This is a genomic window from Achromobacter deleyi (genome assembly GCF_016127315.1).
Classification (GTDB): Bacteria; Pseudomonadota; Gammaproteobacteria; order Burkholderiales; family Burkholderiaceae_B; genus Achromobacter; species Achromobacter insuavis_A.
In genome coordinates, this window is record NZ_CP065997.1 from 5,264,220 (window position 1) to 5,285,696 (window position 21,477).

Sequence of the window (21,477 nt, forward strand, 5' to 3'; positions counted from 1 at the left end):
CATGGCGTGTCAGGCGGCCTTGCCAGCGTACAGCGCGTCCAGCCGTTCTTCATAGGCGAAATAGCCAATGCTTTCATAGAGTTCCATGCGCGTCTGCATCTGGTCGATCACGCCGCGCTGGGTGCCGTCGCGGCGGATCGCCTCGTAGGTGCGCTGGGCCGCGCGGTTCATGGCGCGAAAGGCCGACAGCGGATAGAGCACCATGCCGACGTGGGCCGCGGCCAGTTCCTGCACGGTCAGCAACGGCGTCTGGCCGAACTCGGTGATGTTGGCCAGGATCGGCGCCGGCAACGCGCGGGCGAAATCGCGGAAGCCTTCGAGGTCGTACACCGCTTCGGGAAAGGCGATGTCGGCGCCGGCCTCGATGCAGGCGGACAGCCGGTCCAGCGCGCTCTGGCGGCCCTCGCTGGCCAGCGCATCGGTGCGGGCGATGATGACGAAGTGCGGATCGGTGCGGGCATCGACCGCCGCCTTGATGCGATCGACCATCTCCGGCAGGGTCACCACTTCCTTGTTGGGGCGATGGCCGCAACGCTTGGCGCCGGCCTGGTCCTCGATCTGCATGGCGGCGGCGCCGGCCGCGATCATCGACCGCGTGGTGCGTGCCACATTGAAGGCCGATGCGCCGAAACCGGTGTCGACATCGACCACCAGGGGCAGGGGGCAGACCTCCGTGATGCGGCGCACGTCGGTCAGCACGTCCTCCAGGCCGACGATCCCCAGATCGGGCACGCCCAGCGACCCCGCGGCCACGCCGCCGCCCGACAGGTAGATGGCGCGAAAGCCGGCCTGCCGCGCCAGCAGCGCATGGTTGGCGTTGATGGCGCCGACCACCTGCAAGGGCTGCTCGGCCTGCATCGCCTTGCGCAGTCGCAGGCCGGCGCTAGCGGGCAGGTCGGATTCGGGGGAAGTCGTCATGGGGTCGCTCCGTGGGGGATAAGGGCAGGGGGGATGAGATTCCATCAAGCAAGATGCATGCCAATCGCGCCTTCCCTGGGGCGGGCGGCGGCCGGGCAGGGTAGGGTTTTCATAATTGAAATACGTCCGTTGCAATGATGAAATCGCCATTTCGACCTTCGCACCCGATGCCGCCATGCTGACTGTCCCGACGCCCGTGGAATCCGACCCGGCGGCGCTGCCGCGCATCTGGGCCGTGGGCGTGGCGCGCATCGCCCGCACCTTCGCCCAGATCCTGCCCAGCTACGCCCAGCGCGGCGAATTCAAGTTGATCGAGGCCGGCTTCGACGCGGCCGCCAGCGTCATCAACGACGCCGCTCGCCAGGGGCTTGTCGACGTGGTGGTGGCCGCCGGCCTGAACGGCAGCTATCTGCGCCGCCACGTCACGGTGCCGGTGGTGCAGGTCAAGATCAGCGGTTTCGAGGTCATGAACGCGCTGGCCACGGCGCGCCGGATCTCGCCGCGCGTGGCCTTGCTGGGCCAGCATGCGCAGTATCCCGAGCTGCAGACCTTCATGCAAACCTTCGCCGTCGACATCCTGGTGCGCACCTACCGCGACCAGGACGACGCGCTGGCCCAGGCCAAGCAGCTCAAGGACGAAGGCATCGAGGTCCTGGTCGGCTCGGGCCTGATCGTCGATTACGCCGAGCGCATGGGAATGGCCGGCGTGCTGGTGTATTCGTTGGCCACGGTGGCCGCGTGCATCGAGGACGCCATCGAAATCACCCGCCTGCAACGGGTCGAGTCGAGCCGCCGCGAATACCTCAACGCGGTGCTGGCCAACCTGGACGAAGGCGTGGCGGCGGTCGACGCGGCGGGCCGCGTGCAAGCGCTCAATCCGGCCGTCGAACGCCTGCTGGGCATCACCGCCGCCGGCCTGGCCGGACGACGGCTCGAGGAAATATCGCCGGCGCTGTCGCTGGACGAGGTGCTGCGCAGCGGCAAGCGCGAGGCCGAATCGGTGCACCGGCTCGGCGGCAAGATGGTGGTGGTGAACCGCATTCCGCTGGCCAGCGGCGTGGGCCTGTCGGGCGCGGTGCTGACCTTGCAGGAAGCCGGCGCCATCCACCGCGCCGACCGCAGCCTGCGCACGCGGGCCCGCACCCGCGTGCGCACCGTGCGCTACACGCTGGACGACCTGCATGGCCAGTCCGTGCCGCTGGCAAAGGCCCGCATGCTCGGCCTGCGCTACGCCCGGGTCGACTCGACGGTGCTGATCGGCGGCGAAAGCGGCACCGGCAAGGAAGTCATGGCCCAGGGCATCCACCAGGCCAGCGCGCGCCATCATTTCCCCTTCATCGCGGTCAACTGCGCCTCGCTGCCCGAAACCCTGCTGGAAAGCGAACTGTTCGGCTACGAGGACGGCGCCTTCAGCGGCGCCCGCCGTGGCGGCAAGCCCGGGCTGTTCGAGGCGGCCCACAACGGCACGTTGTTCCTGGACGAGATCGGCGACATGCCGCCGGCGCTGCAGATCCGCCTGCTGCGCGTGCTGCAGGAACGTCAGGTGATGCCGGTGGGCGGCAGCGAACCGGTGCCCGTCAACGTGCGCATCATGGCCGCCACCCATCGCGACCTGGCGGCCATGGTGGCGGCCGGCGCCTTCCGCCAGGACCTGTTCTTCCGCCTGAACATCCTGCGCATCGACATGCCGACGCTGCGTGAGCGGCACGACGACATCTGGCTGCTGGCGCAGAACCTGTACCAGCGGGTGCGGCAGAACCTGGGCCTGGCCGGCGAGCCGCCGTTGCCCGAGGCCTTGCGCGACGCATTGCTGGCCTACGACTGGCCCGGCAACATCCGCGAACTGGAAAACGTGCTGGAACGCCTGGCGGTGTTCCTGGCGGAAATGCCCGACCCGCCGCCGGACGAACAGGTGCGGCGCATCGTGGCCGACGTGGCGCCGGAACTGACGCGAAGCGCCGCCCGGTCCGAGCCGGGCGACCTGGCCACGCATGGCCGGCGCCAGCAGGCGGCCCACGTGCGCGAGGTGCTGGCGCGCTGCGGCGGCGACCGGCGCAAGGCCTGCGAACAGCTCGGCATCAGCCCGACCACATTGTGGCGGTGGTTGCGCACGGGCGGGTAGGGGCCGGTATCATTTCGACGACAGCTTGAGCCCTTCGGCAACCTTGCCCAACGCGGCGTACTCCCGTTCGATCTGCGCGCGGAAGGCGTCGCCGGTCAGGATGGCGATCTGTTCGCCTGCATCCTCGACAAAGCCGCGCGTCGCCGGGGATTGCGCCGCCGCGGTGAACGCCCGCTCCAGCGCCTGCACACGCTCGGGCGGCGTGTTCCTGGGCGCCAGGATGCCGCGCCACAGCAACGTCTGTTCCTCGCCCAGGCCCAGTTCGTTCAGGCTGGTGGCTTGCGGCAGCGCCGCCACCTTGTCGGCCGAGGTCAATTGCAGGCATTTGACCTTGCCGCTCTTCACGTAGGGCAGCACCGGCGGAATCGAACCCACGTACATGTCGATGTGGCCGCCCAGCAGCGCCAGCAGGGTATCGCCCGCTCCCTTGTAGGGAATGTCGCGCTGATGGATATCTTGGCGGTTGAAGATGCGCTGCGCCGCCAGCTGCCCGGGACCGCCCGCGCCATCGGTGCCAAAGGTATAGCGGTTCGGCGCCTTGCGCAGCAACTGCATCAGTTGCTTGCCGTCGTCCGCGGCGAAGTCGTGCTGCACGCACATGACGTAGGGCGCGCTGGTCAGCTGGGCAACGGCGATGTAGTCCTTGGGCGTGTAGGAAACCGGGGTGGTGTGCGGCGCCACCGTGACCGGCCCCAGCCAGACCCCGGCGATCGTGTTGCCGTCGGGCGCGGCGCGCACCATCTGCGTCACGCCGATGCTGCCACCGGCGCCGCCCACGTTGACCACCACCACCGGCGCGCCCAGATGCGGTTCGGCATCCTTGGCCAGCATGCGGAAAAAGCCGTCGGTGCCGCCTCCCGCCGTGGTGGGAACGATCAGGCGGATCGGTTCGGCGGCAAGCGCGCCGCCCGCGATCAGCGAGCCAAGGGCCAGGGCAATCGCCCGGACGGTGAAGGGAAAACGGGGCATGGCAGTCTCCTGGTGTGGCAGCGGCCGGAAGCCGACGCCACGGGTCGTTGGTTGTTATGGGAAAAATCAGTCTTCAAAATCGAACAGCAGCCTCGGGGTATCGCGCAGGATGATGTCGCGCGGGCCGGGGTCGGGCAGCCACTCGCCCAGCCAGCCCAGGCAGCGCGCGTAGTCGACCTCGCTCTCGTTCGACACCCAGGGCCAATCCGTGCCCCACAGCAGGCGCTGCGCGCCGGCTTCACGCAGCAGCAGGGCGGTCAACGCCGCCGCATCCTGGCCCGCCAGGCGGTAGGGCGCGGACAGCTTGATCCAGGTCTGGCCTTGGGCAAGGGCCTCGCGCAGCAGGTCCAGCGTCGAAAATCCCGGCGTCAGGCCGCCAAAATGGTCCAGCACCAGCCGCACGCCGCTGGCCAGGATCGGAGGCAGCACCGCGGCCAGATGCTCGCCTTCGACGTAGACCTCGACGTGCATGCCGCGCTCGCGCAAGCGCGGATACAGGGCGCGGTAGGCGCGGCTGCCGCTGTCCGGCAGGGGCTCGCGCCGCAACCAGTTCAGGCGCACGCCGCGCACCCCATGGGTGTACAGGACGTCAAGATCGGCATCGCCGATCTCCGGTTCGACGATGGCGGTGCCGCGCAGGCGGCCGCCCGCGGCTTGCAATGACCGCAGCAGCAGGCGGTTGTCGTTGCCGTAGAAGCTGGGCGCGGTCAGCACGCCATAGCGGATGCCGTTGGCGTCCAGGACCCGCAGGTATTCGTCGACCTCGGCATGGCGCAACGGCGCCGAATGGCGGCCGGCGATTAGCGGCAGATCGGTGCGCAGCACATGCGCGTGGCAGTCGGCGGCGCCGGCGGGAAGATTCAGCGGTGATGTCATGCACCGCATCCTATCAATAGGATTTACTTCCTTCTAATTAAAGTTTTTGGCGGTTTTGTATAAACTTTCCTGATGAGACGATTTTCCATTCCCCAGATGGAGGCCCTGCTGGCGATCGCCCGGCTGGGTTCATTCCAGGCCGCCGCCGAGCACATGAATGTGACGCAGCCGACCATTTCCCTGCGCATCCGCGAGCTGGAATCAGCGCTGGGCGTGCGCCTGTTCGAGCGCGAGGGCAGGCGGGCGGTGCTGACGGCAGAAGGGGTGTTGGCGCGGCGTTACGCCGAGCAGGCGGTCGGCGTGCTCGATGAACTGGAAACCCGTTTGCGCACCGGCGACCCGCTGCAGGGCCGGTTGCGGGTGGGCGCGTCGGAAACCATGGCCATGGCGTGCCTGCCGGCCATCGTCAGACAGCTCGAACAGCGCTATCCGCGCCTGCAGGTCGAACTGACCATCGCCAACAGCCTGGTGCTCAGCGAGCGCCTGAACACCAACCAGCTCGATATCGCCTTTCTCATCGACGCGGGCGTCAGCCATCACGTGCAGGTCGAACCGCTGGCCTGGGCCGAGGTGGCCTGGATCGGCCTGGACCCGCGCCCGCGATTACGGGCAGTGGACCTGGCCGCCCAGAAACTGTTCGTGGTGCCGCCGCCGTCGCCGCTGCATCAGGTCGTGGCCGCCTGGTGCAACCAGGAACGCACGCCATTGCCGGAGTTCAGCACCTGCACCAGCGTGGCCATCATCGTCGGACTGATCACGGCCGGCGTCGGCATGAGCGCGCTGCCGGTCGGTCTGATGGCCGATGCGCTGGCACGAGGCGCGGTGGTGCGCTACGAACAGGACCGGCCGTTTTCTCCGTTGCGTTTGTGCGCCGCGTATCCACGGGTGGCCGACATGGCGGGGCTGGATGCGGTTGTTCGCATCGCGCGGCAAGAACTGGCGCGGGCGCCGTACTTTTCCGTTATCGGCGCTTGATCCCCCCGACGCCGCGCGGCCGCCGCACCAGCGGTTGCGACGTGCGCGGCGCCGACGAAGCGCAGCCCGCGCACGAGCCGCAGCCCTGGCCGCCGGCCTGTGAATGGGCCGCGGCGAGCCGCTCGCCCAGCCTGCGCAAGGACGCGGGCAGTCGCCGATGGCGCAGCAGCCGCGCCACCGATCGCCACAGCCAGGCCCGCAGGGCCGGCGACAGGTGCCCGGCCAGCGCGACGACGCTACCCGCCACGGCCAGGACCAGCACCACGTATTGCCACACAGGGGCGCCGGTGGCGGACATCACAGCAACCACCCGGCGAGCCGGTATGCCGCGAACGCGGCGACATAGGCGAGCGCGAACATGTAGCCGAACGACAGGGCGACGTTGCGCCAGTCGCCCGTTTCGCGCTTGATGATCGCCAGCGTCGACATGCACTGCGGCGCGAAGGCGAACCAGACCATCAACGACAGCGCGCTGGCGAGCGGGAAACTCCCGGCCAGCAGGCCGCCGAGGGCCGCGTCCTGGCCCTCGGCCACGCTATAGATCGTCGCCAGCGTGGCCACGGCGGATTCGCGCGCGGCGAAGGCGGGAATCAGGGCCAGCGTGATCTGCCAATTAAAGCCCAGCGGCGCGAACAGCGGCTGCATCCACTGGCCCAGCATGCTGGCGAAGCTGTATTCGATGGCGGGTCCGGCCGCGTCCGCAGGCGCACCGGGGAAGGAGGCGATGAACCACATCAGTACCGTCAGGGCCAGCATGACGCCGGTCAATTTCTTCAGGAACAACCAGGCGCGTTCCCAAAGGCCGATGCCGATATCGCGCCATTTGGGCAGGCGGTAGGCGGGCAGCTCCATCAACAAGGCGGCGGCATGGCCAGCCGGGCGCAGGCATTTGGCCACGCAGGCGACCGCCAGCGCCGCGAGGATGCCGCCCGCATACAGCGCGAACAACACCATGCCTTGCAGGTTGAAGACGCCCAGCACCGGTACGTCCGGCACGAAGGCGCCGATCAATAGCGCATAGACGGGCAGGCGCGCCGAGCAGGTCATCAGCGGCGCCACCAGGATCGTCACCAGGCGGTCGCGCCGGTCGGGGATGCTGCGCGTGCCGACGATGCTGGGAATGGCGCAGGCAAAGCTGGAGAGCAGCGGGATGAAGGCGCGTCCCGTCAGGCCCACGGCCACCATGGCGTGATCGAGCAGGAAGGCCGCGCGCGGCAGATAGCCGGACTCCTCCAGCACCAGGATGAACAGGAACAGCACCAGGATCTGCGGCAGGAAGCCCAGGACGGTGCCGAGCCCGCCGAACAGGCCTTCGAGCAGCAGCCCCTTGAGCGGACCGTCGCCCAGGCCGGCCGTGGCCCAGGCGCCCAGCGCGCCGATGCCGTCCGCGATGGCGTCGGTGAGCGGCTTGCCGATCGCATAGACGGCCTGGAACGTCAGGAACATGACCAGCGCCAGGATCAGCGGGCCGATGAGCGGATGCAGCGTCCAGCGATCGATGCGGTCGTCGATCGCCGTGGTGGTGTCCGGCATGCGCACGGTGTCGGCCAGGATCTGGCGCAGCTCGGCCTGCGAATCGGTACTCAGGGGCAGGGGCGATTGGGGCGCCAGGGGCTGGTCCAGCTGGTCCAGCAGCGCCTGGGCGCCGCGCCGCGACACCGCCACGGTCTCGACGACCGGCACGCCCAGGCATCGGGCCAGGGCCGGCACGTCGATGTGAATGCCGCGCCGTCGAGCCGCGTCCGACATGTTCAAGGCCACCACCATCGGCAGATCCAGGCGCCGCATTTCCAGCAGCAGTCGCAGATGCAGGCGCAGGTTGGTGGCATCGACGACCATCACCACCAGGTCCGGCCGGACTTCGCGCGGATACTGGCCCAGCAGGACATCCTGGGTGACGCGTTCGTCGGCGCTGGCGGCCGCCAGGCTGTAGGTCCCCGGCAGGTCCAGGATGCGCGCGCGCCGGCCTGCCGGCGTGGCGAAGAAGCCCTCTTTGCGGTCCACGGTCACGCCGGCGTAGTTGGCGACCTTCTGGCGGCCGCCGGTCAGGCGATTGAAAAGGGCGGTCTTGCCGCAGTTGGGGTTGCCGACCAGGGCCAGCCGTAGTGCGGTTTCAGCCATGCGCCACCTCGCGCTTGACGATGACGCGCGCCGCTTCCTCGCGGCGCAGCGCAAAGCGGGTGGCGCCGATCGCCACCAGCAGCGGACTGCCGCCGAGCGGGCCGCGGGCGGTCAGGCGCACCGGTTCGCCGCTGACAAACCCCAGGTCGTGCAACCGGGTGGCGATGGGATCGCCGGGGCGTTGCGGCGCGACATGGTCGACCACCGCGCGATCCCGCGGCGAGAGATCGCAAAGACGTAGCGAATCGTTAGTCATGATGGGAAATCGAATGAAAATCGTTTGTGGAACAGGGCAAGCCGGGGGCATCGCGAATACCCCCGCATCGCGCCCGAAGTTGGCCGACGAGATGCCACGAGGGGGGCGATCTGCCCGCGCAAGGCCAATGCGTGACGGTCGGATGCCGGGCGGCGATGGACAGCTGGGCGGGCGCGCCATGCCAGGCGCGCCGCAGCGGCGGCGATCAGCCGAGGGAAAGGGGAGGCGCGCGGGATCCCAGAGGCGGGCCCAGGGCGGGCAGGGGGGGCAAGGCTTGACGAGGATCGACCGCGGGCAGCGCCGCCACCGCTACCGGCAAGGGCAGGGGAACCAGGGCGGGCGGCGGTTGCGCCGACACGTCGTGGGCCAACAAGCCGTACGGGCAGTCCATGCCGGAGGCCGCCTGCTCGCCGTGACGGGCGCTCTCCTTGCGTTCGTCCGTCAGGGTCAGGAGCACCGTGGACACCGTGCCCGCCGCCGAGCAGAGCGTCAGGGTCACGCGTCCCTTTTCGAGGGCGCGCGTGTCCGGCATGTATCCCGCCGGCACGAAACCGCGCAGGACCAGCGCCAGCAGCAATGCCCACAGCACGCCGTGGGCGTGCCAGGACTTGAGCGCGAGGGGCGGACCTGGACGGGGGGAAATGGCCATGGCTGGATTCTAAGACATCCCGTCGGGATCGGCCCGCGCCGCGATCGGCTTGCTGTCCGTCCGGTGCAACTCGCCCCTCATCGTTTGCCGACGCCATGATCTCCTGGCCTGTAGCGGCAATCATGTCCGGACTCAATAACGGCTGTTGCGCGTCGCAGTGCGGCCTGACCATGGGCGATGCCCGCCACTCTCCCAGGCACGTTTTACGCATAATGTATATTATGTAAAGCGAAAGATTGGGCGCCAGGGCTGACCGCCCCTGACAATCCCGGATCCAAGCCATCCCGATCCGGGACCTTCCTGCTTTAAACCCCTCCCGTGTCGCCATAAAGCGCCCGCTTCCGAGGCGCCGCGTTACTCCCATTTCCCCAGCCTTTCGAACGTCACACCGTCCTGCAACCACTGGCGCAACGCGCCATGCAAGGCCCGTGGCGCCTCCAGCGGCACGAAATGGCCCACGTCCGGCAGGTTGACCCACCGGCCCTGCCGCAACCGGGCATGCATCTCGCGTTGGCGGTCCGTGGGGTTCATCACATCCCGCGCGCCGCTGACCACCAACGCCGGGCCATGCCACGCCGACAGGCGCGCCAGCCCGTCGGCGCGTGTGGCCGCGATCGCGGCGTGGCGCCGCAGCGCCGCGATGCCGAGGCGGTCGGCCATTGCGACGATGGCGTCTTGCAACGCGCTGTCCGACAGCCTGGCCGGCGCCACATACGCCGGCCAGAGGTGCTGCCGGACGACGGCGCCCGGGCCAAGCGCATCGGCCAGATCGACGATGCGCTGGCGCGCCTGGGCGCCGGCGGCCGTATCGGCCCGGGCGTTGGTGGCGACCAACGCGATGCCCGCCAGGCGTCCGGGCGCCTGCGCGGCCATTTCCTGGGCGACGAAGCCGCCGAGCGAAAAGCCCACCGGCACCAATCTGCCCGGATGCCGCTCCAGCAAGTCGGCCGCCGCCGCGCGGGCCGATTCGTGCGCGCCGTAATCCGCCACCCGGACGCACTGCGCCAAGGGCGGCGCCAGCTTGCGCAGCGGCGCCCACAAGGCCTCGTCGCACGCCGTGCCGCCGATCAACAGCAAGGTGGGCGCCACGTCAGAAGCGCGCTTCGCCGACCCCGAGGGCGGTCTCGGGCAGCAAGCCTCGGCGCGCCAGGTAACCGTCGGGGTCCAACGCCAGGTCGTGCCTCCCGGCCTCGGCCAGCGTGGCGGTCGGCCATTCGATGCGCTTGCGCTGGTCTCCCGCGCAGACCGAGATCACCGCCGCGGGCTGTTCGCCAGCCTGGCGCAGTTCACGCCAGACGCCGGACGGCACCGAATAGATGGCCTGTTCGCGCAGCGGCACCACCACTTCGCGGCCCGGGCCGTTGAGCACCAGTTCGGCTTCGCCCCGCATCACGATGAACACCTGCTTTTCGCGCAGCCGCAGGCGCCCGGTGGTGCCGCCGGGCGCCAACCGCAGCCAGTCGACCGAGAAGCCATGGGGGTTGGCGAGGGGCGCGGCCTGCGCCCGGTCTTCGCTGATGCCGTGGCCGATCACCGGCGCCAGTTCGCAGCCGCGAGCGCCGAGCAACGCCCGGGCCGACCAGTCGCGGTCTTGCGCGGCCAGCGCGCGCCGGCGCATCTGCGCAGGGGTGTAGCGCGGCAGCGCGGCCATGTCGGCCGGGCTCAGGGGCTCGATCAGTCCGGCCTCGGGAGGCTGGCCCGCCGCGCCATGCAGCAAGGTGTTGTCGCGACCCAGGAACAATCCGTGCGTGGCCGCCGCGGCCAGCACGTCCGGGTGCCAGATGATGCCGCCGGTGTCATCGCCGCCCAGGGCGGTGAAGATCCAGCCATGCCCGTCGCCATCGTTGGAGAACCCCCGGAAGATCCAGGTCGGAATACTGAGCACGTCGCCCGGCCCCCCACGCAGTTCGCCGGCCCCCTCGCCCGAGCCCCAGCGGAACGTCCACTGACCCGAATGGATGAAGAAGACCTCGGCGCTGAAATGCAGGTGCAGGTTATTGGTCACCCCTGCCGGCATGGCGGCGGCGCCGATATTGAAACCGTGCGGTTCGCGCAGGTTCACCACCTGCTCCTCCGATTGCGTCACGCCCGGACCGATCATGGAGTAGTTCTCCTTCAGGTCGGATCCGGGCAGCTTGCAGTCGATAAAGGCCAACCGGCAAGCCACCATGTCCTCACGGGCGATGGCGCGGGCCTGGGCGGCGGCGCGGTCCAGAACGACTTCATTCATTGCTTGACTCCTGTGGCGGCGCGCGGCGGCGCCGGAAACGGAAAAGAGGCATAGGCGCCCCACATTTGGAACGGAAAGCATTCGAATGCATAATCAGGCGAAAAAACCGCCACCCAAGCCCATGCCGACAGCTTCCCGCCCGCGCGCCGCCCGCGCCACCTCCTACGACGTAGCCCAGGCGGCCGGCGTTGCCCAATCGACGGTCTCGCGCTGCTTCCAGCCGGGCAGCCACATTTCGGACGACACGCGCGAACACGTGCTGGCCGTCGCGGCTCGCCTGGGTTACGCGCCCAACGCCCTGGCGCGCTCGCTGATCACGCGCCGTTCGCATGCGGTCGGCGTGCTGATCACCCGCTACACCTTGCGCAGCGCGCCCGCCCTGCTCTACTCGCTGGGCGATGCGCTGGCGCGCGCCGGGCAGCACATGATCCTGCTGGCGGTCGACGACGACGCCTCGGTCAAGCCGGTGCTGCTGGGCCTGCGCGGGTATCCGCTGGATGGCCTGATCGCCTGCGCCACGCTGGATCCGGCCGCTGTGCAGGGGTTCACGGCCCACGGCGTGCCGGTGCTGTTCTTCAACCGCAGCCCCGGCGAGACGGACGCGGACGCGGTGTCGACCGATCACGAGGCTGGCGCGCGGGCGCTGGCCGAGGGCATGCTGGGCGCGGGCCGCCGCCGCTTTCTTTGCCTGGGCGGCCCGGCGGCGGCGCCGGTGGGCCGCCTGCGGATCGACGGCTTCCAGGCAGGCCTGCGCGCGGCCGGCCTGCCCGAGGCCGCGGTGCTCGACGGCGGCTTTTCCTACGACCAGGCGCACGCCGTCTTCCTGGACGCGGTTGCCCGGGGCGCCCGACCTGACGCGATATTCTGCGCCAACGACCAGATGGCCATGGGCGTCATCGATGCCTGCCGCCATGAGCTGGACTGGAAGATTCCGGACGAGGTCATGGTGGCCGGCTTCGACGATGTGCCGGAAGGCGCGCGGGCGCCCTACAGACTGACCACGGTGCGCCAGCCCATCGACGCCATGGCGCGCCAGGCCGTGGAACTGCTGCGCCAGCGCCGCGCCACGCCCGAGCGGCGCCCTCGCCGCCAGCGCCTGCCGGGCGAAGTCATCATCCGCGCGTCGGCGGCCTGGCCGGAGTGAACGGACCGTCATGGTTCAGGCGGACAGGCGCGCTTCGGTGGCGGCGTCGAACAGGTGGCAGTGCTCGCGCGGCAGGCACAGCCCGACACGCTCGCCGATCGCATAGCGCAGGTGGCGGTCGCCGCGCACGCAAAGCCGCGAGCCGCCCACATCCAGCGTGACCAGCACCGCATCGCCCGTCAATTCGAACATATAGACCACGCCGTCCAGGTCTCCCTCGCCCGCAAGCGCCAGCGCCACATCTTCGGGGCGCACGCCCAGCACCAGGGCCGTGTCCGGCGGCGCATCGAAGCCGGCCAGGCGGAAGCCTTCGACCTCCAGCCCGCCCGCCGTCGCCCGCGCCGGCAGCAGGTTCATCGACGGCGAGCCCACGAACCCGGCGACGAACAGATTGGCGGGCCGGTTGTAGACGTCCGCGGGCGTGCCGACCTGCTGGATGAGGCCGCCGCGCATGACCACCACCCGATCGGCCAGCGTCATGGCCTCGATCTGGTCGTGGGTGACGTAGATCGTGGTCACCCGCAGCTCGCACTGCAATCGGCGGATTTCCGCGCGCATGCTGACGCGCAGCTTGGCGTCCAGGTTGGACAGCGGTTCGTCCATCAAGAAGACTTGCGGGCGACGCACGATGGCGCGGGCCAGGGCCACGCGCTGGCGCTGGCCGCCGGACAGGTCGCGCGGACGGCGGTCCAGCAAATGGGCCAGCTCGACTTTCTCGGCCACCGCGCGGGCCCGCTCGCGCCGCTCCGAGGGCGCGACGCCGCGCACCTTGAGCGGATAGGCGATGTTTTCGCCCACCGTCATGTGCGGATAGAGGCCATAGTTCTGGAACACCATCGCCACGTCGCGGTCCTTGGGCAAGGCGTCGGTGACGTCCTGCCCGCCGATCCAGATCTCGCCCGCGCTGGGCGCCTCCAGCCCCGCCACCATGCGCATGGTGGTGGTCTTGCCGCATCCGGACGGTCCCAGGAAGACGACGAATTCGCCGTCGGCGATCTCCAGCGACTGGCGGGCCACCCCGACCACGCCGCCCCAGCGTTTCTCGATATCGATCAGTTTTACGGAAGCCATTTTTTCCCTCAGCGAATCGCGCCTGTGACCAGGCCCTTGACGAAATAGCGCTGCACGAAGCGCGAGATCAGCAGCATGGGCGCAATGATGAAAAGCCCCATGCTGGCCATGATTTCCCAGGCGTCGCCCTGCTCCGTGCGGGCGCTCATCAGCGCCACCGGCAGCGTCACGGCCTGGTCGCGCGTCAGCACCAGCGCATAGAAGAATTCGTTCCACGACACCACGAACGAAAAGATCGCGGCGCTGGCGATGCCGGGCAGCGCCACCGGCACCACCACTTCCCAGAGCGCCCGCAGCCGCGAGGCGCCATCGATCTGAGCCGCCTCTTCCATGTCGGGCGGCAAGGCGTCGAAGAAGGCCTTGATCATCCAGGTGGCGTACGGCACCACGAATGACAGATTGGCCACCATCAGCGCCCAGGGCGTATCCAGCAGGCCCAGATTGCGGAACACCACGAACAACGGAATCACGATGATGACCGGCGGCAGGAATTGCGTGGCCAGGAGCAGCAGCGGCCCCAACTGTCCCCCCGGGAAGCGAAAACGCGAAAATGCATAGGCAGCCAGCGTGGCCACCGGAATCGCCATCAGCAAGGTGCCCGCGGTGACGAACACGCTGTTGAACAGGCGCTCTCCCAGCAGGTAGGGCGAACCGAAGGCCGCGACGATGCTGTCGAGCGTGGGACGGAACCACAGCGCCAGGCTGTAGACGTCGAGCCGTGGCTTGAAGGCGGTGGCGACGATCCAGGCCACGGGCGCGAACCAGGCCAGCGTGACCAGGCAGATCGCCAGTCGGCGCGCCAGGCCCCGGCGGCGGCGTCGGCGCGTGGCGGCGGCGGGATTGAGAATGGCAGTCTGGGTCATGATGGGCGTCCCATGGCAAAGCGGGAATAGACCAGCGCCAGGCCCATCATCACGATGGCCAGCAGCCAGGCCATGGCCGCGGCGTAGCCGATGTCGTAGAAGCGGAAGGCGGTGCTGTAGATGGCGTGGGGCAACGTGTCGGTGGCCGCCCCGGGGCCGCCCGCCGTCATCGTCACGACCTGGTCCAGCGCCTTGAGCGAAAAGATGGTCTTGAGCAGGATGGCGATGGTCAGCACCGGCCGCAGTTGCGGCAGCACGATTTCGAAGAAGATGCGGCCGCGTCCGGCGCCGTCGACCTGGGCGGCGTCCAGCGTGTCCTGCGGCAACGCGGCCAGCGCGCCGATGAAGGTCAACATGAAATAAGGCGCCCAATGCCACACGTCGACCAGGATCAGGGCCGCCATGGCCAACAGCGGATCCGCCAGCACCGGCGCCCCGCTCCACCCCGGCACCACCGCCTTGAGCAGCGCGTCGACCGCGCCGAACTCCGGATTCAGCATGAAGCGCCAGGAGATGCCGATCAGCGCGGGCGACATCGCGAATGGAATCACCAGCAGCGTGCGGGCATTGACCTGCAACCGGCCGTCGCCGGCCAGCAACACGGCCAGGCCCAGCGCCACCGCCATGGTCAGGACCACCGACGGCACGGTGAACACCAGCGTGACCCAGGCGCTGTCCAGGAAGACCGGATCATGCCAGAGCAAGTCGGCATAGTTCAGCCAGCCCACATAGCCCTCTGGCGTAGCCGAACGGCCCAGGTTCCAGTCGTGCAGCGAGTACCAGAGCGACTGGCAAAGCGGATACAGCAGGGTCGCCGCGCAGATGGCCAGGGCGGGCGCCAGCAAGACGTATTTCAAGGTACGGTCTTTCATGGCCCTACCCTCGCCCGCGTGCGCCGGCGCGGCGATTCATGCGGGCCACCTGGGCGGCCGCGTCGTCCAGCGCCGCCTGCACCGGCTTGCCGCTGGAGACGATTTCGGACACGGCGGCCTCCAGCGCAGTGGCGATCTGCGGCCAGTTGGCCAGCTGCGGCACGGTGCGGGCGCCCTGCAGGCTGGCCAGCGCGGCGCGATGCAGGCCGTGGTTGACCTGGTTGACCTCGTCGTCCAGATAGGTCGCCGTGTGCGTGGCGACGATATCCGCGCTCTGCGGGTCGCGCTTGTCGCAGACGATGGCCTTTTCCAGCGCCGGGTTGGACACCCACTTCAGGAATTCCCAGGCCGCGTCCTGCTGGCGCGACTGCCTGGCAATACCGAAAGGCATGACGATCGCCACGGTCGGCGACTGTGGCGAGCCCACGCGCAGCATGGGCGCGAAGCCGACCTGGCCGGGCATTAAACGCGAACGCTCCCCCGTCAGCACGGAATAGGTCCACCACCACACCATCATGGTCGCGCCGTTGCCCTGCGCCATGGCGTTGACCATGTCGTACTCATTGAACTGGCTGGAACCGGGATTGGCGATCCGGTGCTTGAGCAGCACATCGACATAGGCCTGGGTGGCCTGCACGCCGGCCGGCAGCTGAAAGGACGGCCTGCCGTCGGCATCCAGCACCTCGGCGCCGTGGCCCCACAGGCAATTCAGCCAGATCCACAGGTTCTGGAAGCCGCTGCCCTTGACGTAGTCCATCACCACGCCCGGCACGCCGCTGGCGGCCTGCACCGCGGTCGCCGCGGTCAGCATCTGGTCCCAGGTGCGCGGCGGCTCGACGCCGGCCTGCTCGTACAGGTCACGCCGGTAGAACAGCAATTGGGGATGGGCCCGCACCGGCAAGCCATAGGTGGCGCCGCCATACTGGCAGGCTTTGCGATAGACCTCGGGATAGCGCCCCAGATCCACCGCGCCATCGGCCAGCCGCGCGTCCAGCGGGCTGAGGTACCCCGACAGCGACGCCAGCCAGCTGTCCTGGTAGGCCATCAGGTCATAGGCGCTGCCGCCGCCGACCGCTTCCGTCGTCAGCTTCTCCAGCAACTGGCCATAAGGCACGTACTGGTAGGCCACCTTGATGCCCGTAGCCGCCTCGAACTCGTCCAGGCGCTTCTCCTGCGCCCGGAACTGCGACGACGGCGGCAGCATGATCGCCAGTCGCGTGCCGGCATAGGGCCTGCCCGGCTTCAGGTCCGGGCCGGCCTGCGACCAGGCCGGCATGGCGCTCCACCCGGAGCAGGCGGCCGCAGCCGCCAGGAACTGTCTTCTTTTCATGCTTGTCTCCTCTCGCGGCGTACCGGATCGTGGTCGCCGTTATTTTGTGCATTCGAATGCATGAGCAGGCGATGATAACCGGGCCGTCCTCGCGGTCGGCCCGGTCTGGAGGCGGCTCAGTAACGCAGTCGCGCGTCCCTCCCCGCCGCGGCGGCCTGGGCCAGCGCGCGGGTGATGATGCTGGTGGACACGTTGGCGAAATAGCGCGCGCCCCAGGCGCCGTACTTCTCTTCGTCGGCCGGCGTCAGCGCCACGATGCCGGCGCACTTGCCCGCCGCCACGATGGCCCCGAGGCCCTGCTCGATGGCCTGCTGCACCGGCGCGGCATTCCAGTCGCTGCCGTAGCCCATCGCGTGCGCCAGGTCATTGGGGCCGATGAACACCGCGTCCACGCCGTCGACGGCGGCGATCTCGCCGGCCGCGGCAATGGCTTGCGGCGTCTCGACCATCGCGATCAGCGCCACGCCGTCATTGCTGCGTTGCGTATGCCCTGCCCCGCCGAATGCGCCATAGCCGGCCGCGCGGGTGCTGAAGGCGCTGCCGCGCCGGCCCAGCGGCGGATAACGCATCTGGTCGGCCAGGCGTCTCGCCTGGGCGGCGCTTTCCACCATCGGCACCTGCACGGCGCTGGCGCCCATGTCCAGGATCCGCGGCAGATCGTGCTCGAAGCAGCGCACCACGGGGGCGATGCCGGCGGCACGGGCGGCGCGCAACATGTGTTCGGTGGTGTCGAGGTCGGCGCTGCCGTGCTCGTTGTCCAGGATGATGAAGTCGAAACCGGCGTAGGCGCACATTTCGACCACGGCCGGGCTCGGCAGGCCGTTGAACAGGCCGCGCACCGGACCGCCGCCGCGCAGCATCGCGGGCAGGTCGCCATTGAGGGGATAGCAGGGTTCATTCATGGGTTGTCTTCTCTGTGGGTGTCGAGGAATGCGTGTCAGTCGGCCTGGATGCCGGCGTCTTTGATGACCTTGCCCCATTTGTCGATTTCGCTGCGCTGGAACTGCGCGAATGGCGCCGGGCCGCGGCCGTCGGGCGCCACGCCCAGCGTCAACAGTTTGGCCCGCACGTCCGGGCTCTGCAGGGCGGCGCCGATCTCGCGCGCCAGTCGTTCGACAATGGGTGCGGGCGTGCCCGCCGGCGCGAAAATGCCTTGCCACGATTGCATCTCGAAGCCCGGCAGGCCCAGCTCGGCCAGCGGCTTTGCGCCCGGCAGATCGGCCAGCGGCGCGGCAGCGGTCACGCCCAGCACCTTCACGCGCTTCGAATCGATCATGGGCCGGGCCGCCGCCACCGTTTCAAACACCATGTCGATCTGGCCGCCGATCAGGTCCACCATCGACTGCGAGCCGCCCTTGTAGATGATCTGGCGCAGCCGGGTGCCCGAGATCGACTGGAACAGCTGGCCCGACAAGTGCTGCGAGGTGCCGGCGCCGGCGGTGCCGTAGGTCAGCCCGTCCGGTTGCGCGCGGGCGGCATCGATGACCTGCTGCACGGAATTGAACGGACTGTCGGCGCGGACCACCAGCGCGTTGCTGACCATGCCCACCAACGCCACCGGCGCGAAATCCTTGACCGGGTCGTAACCCAGCGACTTGATGAAGAATGGGTTGACCGCGTGCGTGGTGATGGTGCCGCCGACCACGGTGTAGCCGTCGGGCTCCGCCCGCGCGACCAGCTGCGTGCCGACCACGCCGGACACGCCCGGCTTGTTCTCGACGATGACGGGCTGGCCCAGGCGCGTGCTCAACTGTTCGGCCATCAGGCGGGCCACGCCGTCGGACACGCCGCCGGGCGAGAACGGCACAATGTAGCGAATGGGCTTGGCCGGCCAGGCCGCCCCGCCCTGGGCATGGGCCGGCAGCGCGGCGCAGGCCAGCGCCCAGGCGGTCGCCAGGGTGCGAAACAAGGTAGTACTGCGCATGGATAGTCTCCTGTTAGGGGCGGCTTGCGCCGCTCTTGAATCATCATGTTGCCGGCCGCACGGTGCCCCGTTCGACCAGTTCGACCGGCACGACGACGTCGCGCGGTCGCAGTTCGGCATGCATCTGCTCGCGTAGCAGCGTCACCGTGGCCTCGACCATGGGGTCGACGCCCTGGCGCACGGTGGTCAGGTCGTAGGCGCCCCAGGCCGCCTGCGGCACGTCGTCGAAACCCACGACGGCGATGTCGCGGGGCACGCGCAGGCCGAGTTCCTGGCGCAGCACGTCCAGGCTCGCGATCGCCATGTGGTCGTTGGCGGCGAACAAGGCGTCCGGCGGGTCCTGCGCGAACATCGCGCGCACCGCCTGCTTGGCGCGTTCGAAGTCGTAATGCCCGACGGCGCGGGCGTGCAGCGCATGGCCCTCGGCCTCCAGCGCGTCGCGAAAGCCGCGCTCGCGCTCCAGGCTGGTGGAGGAATCCTCCAGCCCCGCCAGGAAGCCGAAACGCCGATAACCGCGTCCCGCCAGCAGCCGCGCCACCGCCTGGCCGCCGGCATAGTTGTCCGACGTGACCGAGCTGCTGGCATGGCGCGCCAGGCCGCCCAGCGCCGACACCCGGTTGAACTGCAGCACCGGCACGCCGACTTCGGCGCAACTGCGCGCCAGCGTGGGGGACAGCATGGCCGAGGCCATCACGATGCCGTCGACCTGGTATTCCAGGATCTCCGCCAACACGCCGTCGGCGGCCTCGCCCACCTCGGCGATGAACATCAGCACGTGGTACCCCTCGCGCTGCAGGCGCTGCGACAGCCGCTCCATCACCAGCGGATAGAACTGGTTCTCGAGGTAGCTCATCACCAGCGCCACGATGCGGCTGCGGCGCGTGATCAGGCTGCGCGCCAGGGCATTGGGGCGATAGCCCAGCCGCTGCGCGGCCGCCAGCACCTTGCGCCGCGTTTCCTCCGACACGCTGGCGCCGGGGGTGAACGTGCGGCTGACCGCCGACTGCGACACCTCGGCCAGATCGGCCACGTCCTGGGCGCGCGGGGCGGTTCTCATGCGGCCGTCCAGCCCGCGTCCAGCATCAGCGCGCTGCCCGTGACCAGGCTGGCGGCATCGCTGGCCAGGAACACCACCGCGCCCATGACTTCGTGCAACTGGCCCACGCGGCCCAGCGCATTGCGGGCGCAGACCCAGTCGCGAAAGCCGGGTTCGGCCAGCATGCCCGCTGTCATGGGCGTCTCGATGAAGGTTGGGCACAGGGTGTTGACGCGTATGCCGTCCGGCCCGAGTTCCCACGCCAGGGCGCGGGTGAAGCCTTCCAGCGCGTGCTTGCTGGCGCAGTACAGCGTGCGTCGCGGGCTGCCCACATGCCCCATCTGCGAAGACACATTGATGAGCGAGCCCGGCCGGCCCGCGGACCGCAGGCGCCGCGCCACGGCCCGGCTGACGTAGAACGCCGCCTTGACGTTCAGGTCCAGCACGGCATCGATATCGGCGTCCGGCTGCTCCACCAGCGGCAACGGGCGGTTCATGCCGGCATTGTTGACCAGGATGTCGAACACCTCGCCCTGCCCCAGCGCCGCATCGACCGCCGGCGCATCGGTGACGTCGAGCACCAGGGCGTCGCAGCCGATGTCCTCGGCGCGCAGGGCCGCGCAGACGTTCGCCAGCTCCGCCTCGCGGCGGGCCGCCACCGTCACGTGCGCGCCGGCCCGGCCCAGCGCCGCGGCCGCGGCCAGGCCGATGCCGCCGCTGCCGCCCGTGACCAGCGCGCGCCGGCCGTGCAAGCCGAAGTCCGGTCCCTGGGGCAAGGCGATCATGCCTGGGCCTCCACGGGCTGGTACCAGGGCAGATCCGGCCGGTTGCCGTAGCGGCGCACGCGAATGTTGGCCTGCTCGCCATGACCGGCGAAGTTCTCCATGTGGCACAGGCGCGAGCAGTATTCGCCCATGGTCGCGCTGGCGGCGTCGGTCAGCACGCGCTGGTAGGTGCAGGTCTTGAGGAACTTGCCGACCCACAGCCCGCCCGTATAGCGCGCCGCGCGGTTGGTGGGCAGCGTGTGATTGGTGCCGATGACCTTGTCGCCGAAGCTGACGTTGGTGCGCGGGCCCAGGAACAACGCGCCGAAATTGCTCAGGTTCTTCAGGAAGTAGTCCGGATCGCGCGTCATGACCTGCACATGCTCGAACGCCAGTTCGTCGGCCACGGCCAGCATTTCCGCCTCGCTGTCGCAGACGATGACCTCGCCGCAATCGGCCCAGGCCTGCGCCGCGATACCCGCGGTGGGCAGCAGGTTCAATTGCCGCTCGATCTCGACCAGCGTGTCGCGCGCCAACGTTTCGCTGGTGGTCAGCAGCACCGCCGGCGACGTGGGTCCGTGTTCGGCCTGGCCCAGCAGGTCCACCGCGCACAATTCGCCGTCGACGCTATCGTCGGCAATGACCAGCGTTTCGGTCGGGCCGGCAAACAGGTCGATGCCGACGCGGCCGTAGAGTTGCCGCTTGGCCTCGGCCACGAACATGTTGCCCGGGCCCACCAGCATGTCGACCGGATCGACGCTGGCCGTGCCCACCGCCATCGCCACCACGGCCTGGACGCCGCCGAGCACCAGGATTTCGTCGGCGCCGGCCATGTCCATGGCGGTGACGATGGCCGGGTGCGGCTTGCCCTGGTAAGGCGGCGCGGTCGAGACGATGCGCTTGACGCCGGCCACCTTGGCGGTCAGCACGCTCATGTGCGCCGAAGCCAGCAAGGGATACTTGCCGCCGGGGATATAGCAGCCGACGGCATTCATCGGCACATGGCGATGGCCCAGCACCACGCCCGGATACGTTTCCACCTCCACCTCGCGCATCGAGTCGCGCTGGATCTGGGCGAAATGGCGCACCTGCGTCTGGGCAAAGGCGATGTCTTCGATCTCGCGATCCGACAGCTGCTTGCGCGCGGCCTCGATCTCGGCGCGGGACAGGCGGAAATCGGCCGGATCCCAGTTGTCGAATTTGCGGCTGTAGTCGCGCACGGCATCGTCGCCGCGGGTTTCGATGTCGCGGATGATGTCCTCGACAGTGGCGCGCACCTTGGCGTCGGCGTCGGTCTTGACCGCGGCGCTGCGGCCGCGCTTGAGATAGCGAATCATGTATTCAGGTCCTGGAAAAA

At 69.2% G+C, this 21,477-nt stretch carries 21 protein-coding genes; 3 read left to right on the forward strand and 18 right to left on the reverse strand.

The window, feature by feature from the left end:
* Window positions 1–9: 9 nt before the first annotated feature.
* Window positions 10–918, reverse strand: coding sequence for a methylisocitrate lyase (gene prpB, locus I6I07_RS23670; protein ID WP_198483963.1), 909 nt, complete (start codon window positions 916–918; stop codon window positions 10–12).
* A gap of 175 nt (window positions 919–1,093) precedes the next feature.
* On the opposite strand from prpB, the gene prpR reads away from it, so the two are divergent.
* Window positions 1,094–3,040, forward strand: coding sequence for a propionate catabolism operon regulatory protein PrpR (prpR, locus tag I6I07_RS23675; RefSeq protein WP_198483964.1), 1,947 nt, complete (start codon window positions 1,094–1,096; stop codon window positions 3,038–3,040).
* Window positions 3,041–3,049: 9 nt separating this feature from the next.
* Here prpR and I6I07_RS23680 read toward each other — a convergent pair whose 3' ends face one another.
* Both I6I07_RS23680 and I6I07_RS23685 read right to left on the reverse strand, forming a co-directional pair.
* Complete coding sequence (locus I6I07_RS23680) at window positions 3,050–4,009, reverse strand: tripartite tricarboxylate transporter substrate binding protein (protein ID WP_198483965.1); 960 nt, start codon at window positions 4,007–4,009, stop codon at window positions 3,050–3,052.
* 66 nt (window positions 4,010–4,075) lie between these two features.
* Window positions 4,076–4,885: an amidohydrolase family protein gene (locus I6I07_RS23685; RefSeq protein WP_198483966.1), complete on the reverse strand. Its 810-nt coding sequence runs from the start codon at window positions 4,883–4,885 to the stop codon at window positions 4,076–4,078.
* 72 nt (window positions 4,886–4,957) lie between these two features.
* On the opposite strand from I6I07_RS23685, the gene I6I07_RS23690 reads away from it, so the two are divergent.
* Window positions 4,958–5,860, forward strand: coding sequence for a LysR family transcriptional regulator (locus I6I07_RS23690; RefSeq protein ID WP_198483967.1), 903 nt, complete (start codon window positions 4,958–4,960; stop codon window positions 5,858–5,860).
* Here I6I07_RS23690 and I6I07_RS23695 read toward each other — a convergent pair.
* The 6 genes from I6I07_RS23695 to I6I07_RS23720 form a co-directional block, all read right to left on the reverse strand.
* A complete protein-coding gene (locus tag I6I07_RS23695; RefSeq protein WP_198483968.1) occupies window positions 5,847–6,170 on the reverse strand; it encodes a DUF6587 family protein in 324 nt (107 codons plus the stop codon). The genes I6I07_RS23690 and I6I07_RS23695 overlap by 14 nt on opposite strands.
* Entirely contained in the window at window positions 6,158–7,981 is a 1,824-nt protein-coding gene (gene feoB, locus I6I07_RS23700) for a ferrous iron transporter B (protein WP_198483969.1), read from the reverse strand. Before feoB ends, I6I07_RS23695 begins: the two co-directional genes overlap by 13 nt.
* Window positions 7,974–8,237 (reverse strand): FeoA family protein, encoded by a 264-nt coding sequence (locus I6I07_RS23705; protein ID WP_198483970.1) that lies wholly within the window; start codon window positions 8,235–8,237, stop codon window positions 7,974–7,976. Before I6I07_RS23705 ends, feoB begins: the two co-directional genes overlap by 8 nt.
* 205 nt (window positions 8,238–8,442) lie before the next feature.
* On the reverse strand, window positions 8,443–8,886 hold the full coding sequence (locus tag I6I07_RS23710; RefSeq protein ID WP_198483971.1) for a DUF2946 family protein: 444 nt from the start codon (window positions 8,884–8,886) through the stop codon (window positions 8,443–8,445).
* A 354-nt stretch (window positions 8,887–9,240) separates the two neighbouring features.
* Window positions 9,241–9,975: an alpha/beta fold hydrolase gene (locus I6I07_RS23715; protein ID WP_232625707.1), complete on the reverse strand. Its 735-nt coding sequence runs from the start codon at window positions 9,973–9,975 to the stop codon at window positions 9,241–9,243.
* A 1-nt stretch (window position 9,976) separates the two neighbouring features.
* A complete protein-coding gene (locus tag I6I07_RS23720; protein ID WP_198483972.1) occupies window positions 9,977–11,116 on the reverse strand; it encodes a cupin domain-containing protein in 1,140 nt (379 codons plus the stop codon).
* 121 nt (window positions 11,117–11,237) lie between these two features.
* Here I6I07_RS23720 and I6I07_RS23725 point away from each other — a divergent pair, with 121 nt between their 5' ends.
* Window positions 11,238–12,260, forward strand: coding sequence for a LacI family DNA-binding transcriptional regulator (locus I6I07_RS23725; RefSeq protein WP_198483973.1), 1,023 nt, complete (start codon window positions 11,238–11,240; stop codon window positions 12,258–12,260).
* 15 nt (window positions 12,261–12,275) lie between these two features.
* Here the strand turns inward: I6I07_RS23725 and I6I07_RS23730 are convergent, their stop codons facing one another.
* From I6I07_RS23730 to hisD, 9 genes are all read right to left on the reverse strand, one after another.
* Window positions 12,276–13,331, reverse strand: coding sequence for an ABC transporter ATP-binding protein (locus I6I07_RS23730; RefSeq protein ID WP_198483974.1), 1,056 nt, complete (start codon window positions 13,329–13,331; stop codon window positions 12,276–12,278).
* A gap of 8 nt (window positions 13,332–13,339) precedes the next feature.
* A complete protein-coding gene (locus I6I07_RS23735) occupies window positions 13,340–14,194 on the reverse strand; it encodes a carbohydrate ABC transporter permease (RefSeq protein ID WP_054430427.1) in 855 nt (284 codons plus the stop codon).
* Entirely contained in the window at window positions 14,191–15,066 is an 876-nt protein-coding gene (locus I6I07_RS23740) for a carbohydrate ABC transporter permease (protein WP_198483975.1), read from the reverse strand. The genes I6I07_RS23735 and I6I07_RS23740 overlap by 4 nt, the downstream gene beginning before the upstream one ends.
* Before the next feature lie 4 nt (window positions 15,067–15,070).
* Window positions 15,071–16,396, reverse strand: a complete 1,326-nt coding sequence (locus tag I6I07_RS23745) for an ABC transporter substrate-binding protein (protein ID WP_232625708.1) — start codon at window positions 16,394–16,396, stop codon at window positions 15,071–15,073.
* Window positions 16,397–16,512: 116 nt separating this feature from the next.
* Entirely contained in the window at window positions 16,513–17,298 is a 786-nt protein-coding gene (locus tag I6I07_RS23750; RefSeq protein ID WP_006395016.1) for an HpcH/HpaI aldolase family protein, read from the reverse strand.
* A 35-nt stretch (window positions 17,299–17,333) separates the two neighbouring features.
* Complete coding sequence (locus tag I6I07_RS23755; RefSeq protein WP_054430424.1) at window positions 17,334–18,320, reverse strand: Bug family tripartite tricarboxylate transporter substrate binding protein; 987 nt, start codon at window positions 18,318–18,320, stop codon at window positions 17,334–17,336.
* A 43-nt stretch (window positions 18,321–18,363) separates the two neighbouring features.
* Complete coding sequence (locus I6I07_RS23760; protein WP_035360393.1) at window positions 18,364–19,377, reverse strand: LacI family DNA-binding transcriptional regulator; 1,014 nt, start codon at window positions 19,375–19,377, stop codon at window positions 18,364–18,366.
* Window positions 19,374–20,141 (reverse strand): SDR family NAD(P)-dependent oxidoreductase, encoded by a 768-nt coding sequence (locus I6I07_RS23765; protein ID WP_054460615.1) that lies wholly within the window; start codon window positions 20,139–20,141, stop codon window positions 19,374–19,376. Before I6I07_RS23765 ends, I6I07_RS23760 begins: the two co-directional genes overlap by 4 nt.
* Entirely contained in the window at window positions 20,138–21,457 is a 1,320-nt protein-coding gene (gene hisD, locus I6I07_RS23770; protein WP_198483976.1) for a histidinol dehydrogenase, read from the reverse strand. Before hisD ends, I6I07_RS23765 begins: the two co-directional genes overlap by 4 nt.
* Window positions 21,458–21,477 lie beyond the last annotated feature (20 nt).

What these genes read in the sequence shown, in the direction of transcription:
- prpB (WP_198483963.1), bottom strand. Translation starts at nt 918, where the DNA reads ATGACGACTTCCCCCGAATCCGACCTGCCCGCTAGCGCCGGCCTGCGA.
- prpR (WP_198483964.1), top strand. Translation starts at nt 1,094, where the DNA reads ATGCTGACTGTCCCGACGCCCGTGGAATCCGACCCGGCGGCGCTGCCG.
- I6I07_RS23680 (WP_198483965.1), bottom strand. Translation starts at nt 4,009, where the DNA reads ATGCCCCGTTTTCCCTTCACCGTCCGGGCGATTGCCCTGGCCCTTGGC.
- I6I07_RS23685 (WP_198483966.1), bottom strand. Translation starts at nt 4,885, where the DNA reads ATGACATCACCGCTGAATCTTCCCGCCGGCGCCGCCGACTGCCACGCG.
- I6I07_RS23690 (WP_198483967.1), top strand. Translation starts at nt 4,958, where the DNA reads ATGAGACGATTTTCCATTCCCCAGATGGAGGCCCTGCTGGCGATCGCC.
- feoB (WP_198483969.1), bottom strand. Translation starts at nt 7,981, where the DNA reads ATGGCTGAAACCGCACTACGGCTGGCCCTGGTCGGCAACCCCAACTGC.
- I6I07_RS23705 (WP_198483970.1), bottom strand. Translation starts at nt 8,237, where the DNA reads ATGACTAACGATTCGCTACGTCTTTGCGATCTCTCGCCGCGGGATCGC.
- I6I07_RS23710 (WP_198483971.1), bottom strand. Translation starts at nt 8,886, where the DNA reads ATGGCCATTTCCCCCCGTCCAGGTCCGCCCCTCGCGCTCAAGTCCTGG.
- I6I07_RS23720 (WP_198483972.1), bottom strand. Translation starts at nt 11,116, where the DNA reads ATGAATGAAGTCGTTCTGGACCGCGCCGCCGCCCAGGCCCGCGCCATC.
- I6I07_RS23725 (WP_198483973.1), top strand. Translation starts at nt 11,238, where the DNA reads ATGCCGACAGCTTCCCGCCCGCGCGCCGCCCGCGCCACCTCCTACGAC.
- I6I07_RS23730 (WP_198483974.1), bottom strand. Translation starts at nt 13,331, where the DNA reads ATGGCTTCCGTAAAACTGATCGATATCGAGAAACGCTGGGGCGGCGTG.
- I6I07_RS23735 (WP_054430427.1), bottom strand. Translation starts at nt 14,194, where the DNA reads ATGACCCAGACTGCCATTCTCAATCCCGCCGCCGCCACGCGCCGACGC.
- I6I07_RS23740 (WP_198483975.1), bottom strand. Translation starts at nt 15,066, where the DNA reads ATGAAAGACCGTACCTTGAAATACGTCTTGCTGGCGCCCGCCCTGGCC.
- I6I07_RS23745 (WP_232625708.1), bottom strand. Translation starts at nt 16,396, where the DNA reads ATGAAAAGAAGACAGTTCCTGGCGGCTGCGGCCGCCTGCTCCGGGTGG.
- I6I07_RS23750 (WP_006395016.1), bottom strand. Translation starts at nt 17,298, where the DNA reads ATGAATGAACCCTGCTATCCCCTCAATGGCGACCTGCCCGCGATGCTG.
- I6I07_RS23755 (WP_054430424.1), bottom strand. Translation starts at nt 18,320, where the DNA reads ATGCGCAGTACTACCTTGTTTCGCACCCTGGCGACCGCCTGGGCGCTG.
- I6I07_RS23760 (WP_035360393.1), bottom strand. Translation starts at nt 19,377, where the DNA reads ATGAGAACCGCCCCGCGCGCCCAGGACGTGGCCGATCTGGCCGAGGTG.
- I6I07_RS23765 (WP_054460615.1), bottom strand. Translation starts at nt 20,141, where the DNA reads ATGATCGCCTTGCCCCAGGGACCGGACTTCGGCTTGCACGGCCGGCGC.
- hisD (WP_198483976.1), bottom strand. Translation starts at nt 21,457, where the DNA reads ATGATTCGCTATCTCAAGCGCGGCCGCAGCGCCGCGGTCAAGACCGAC.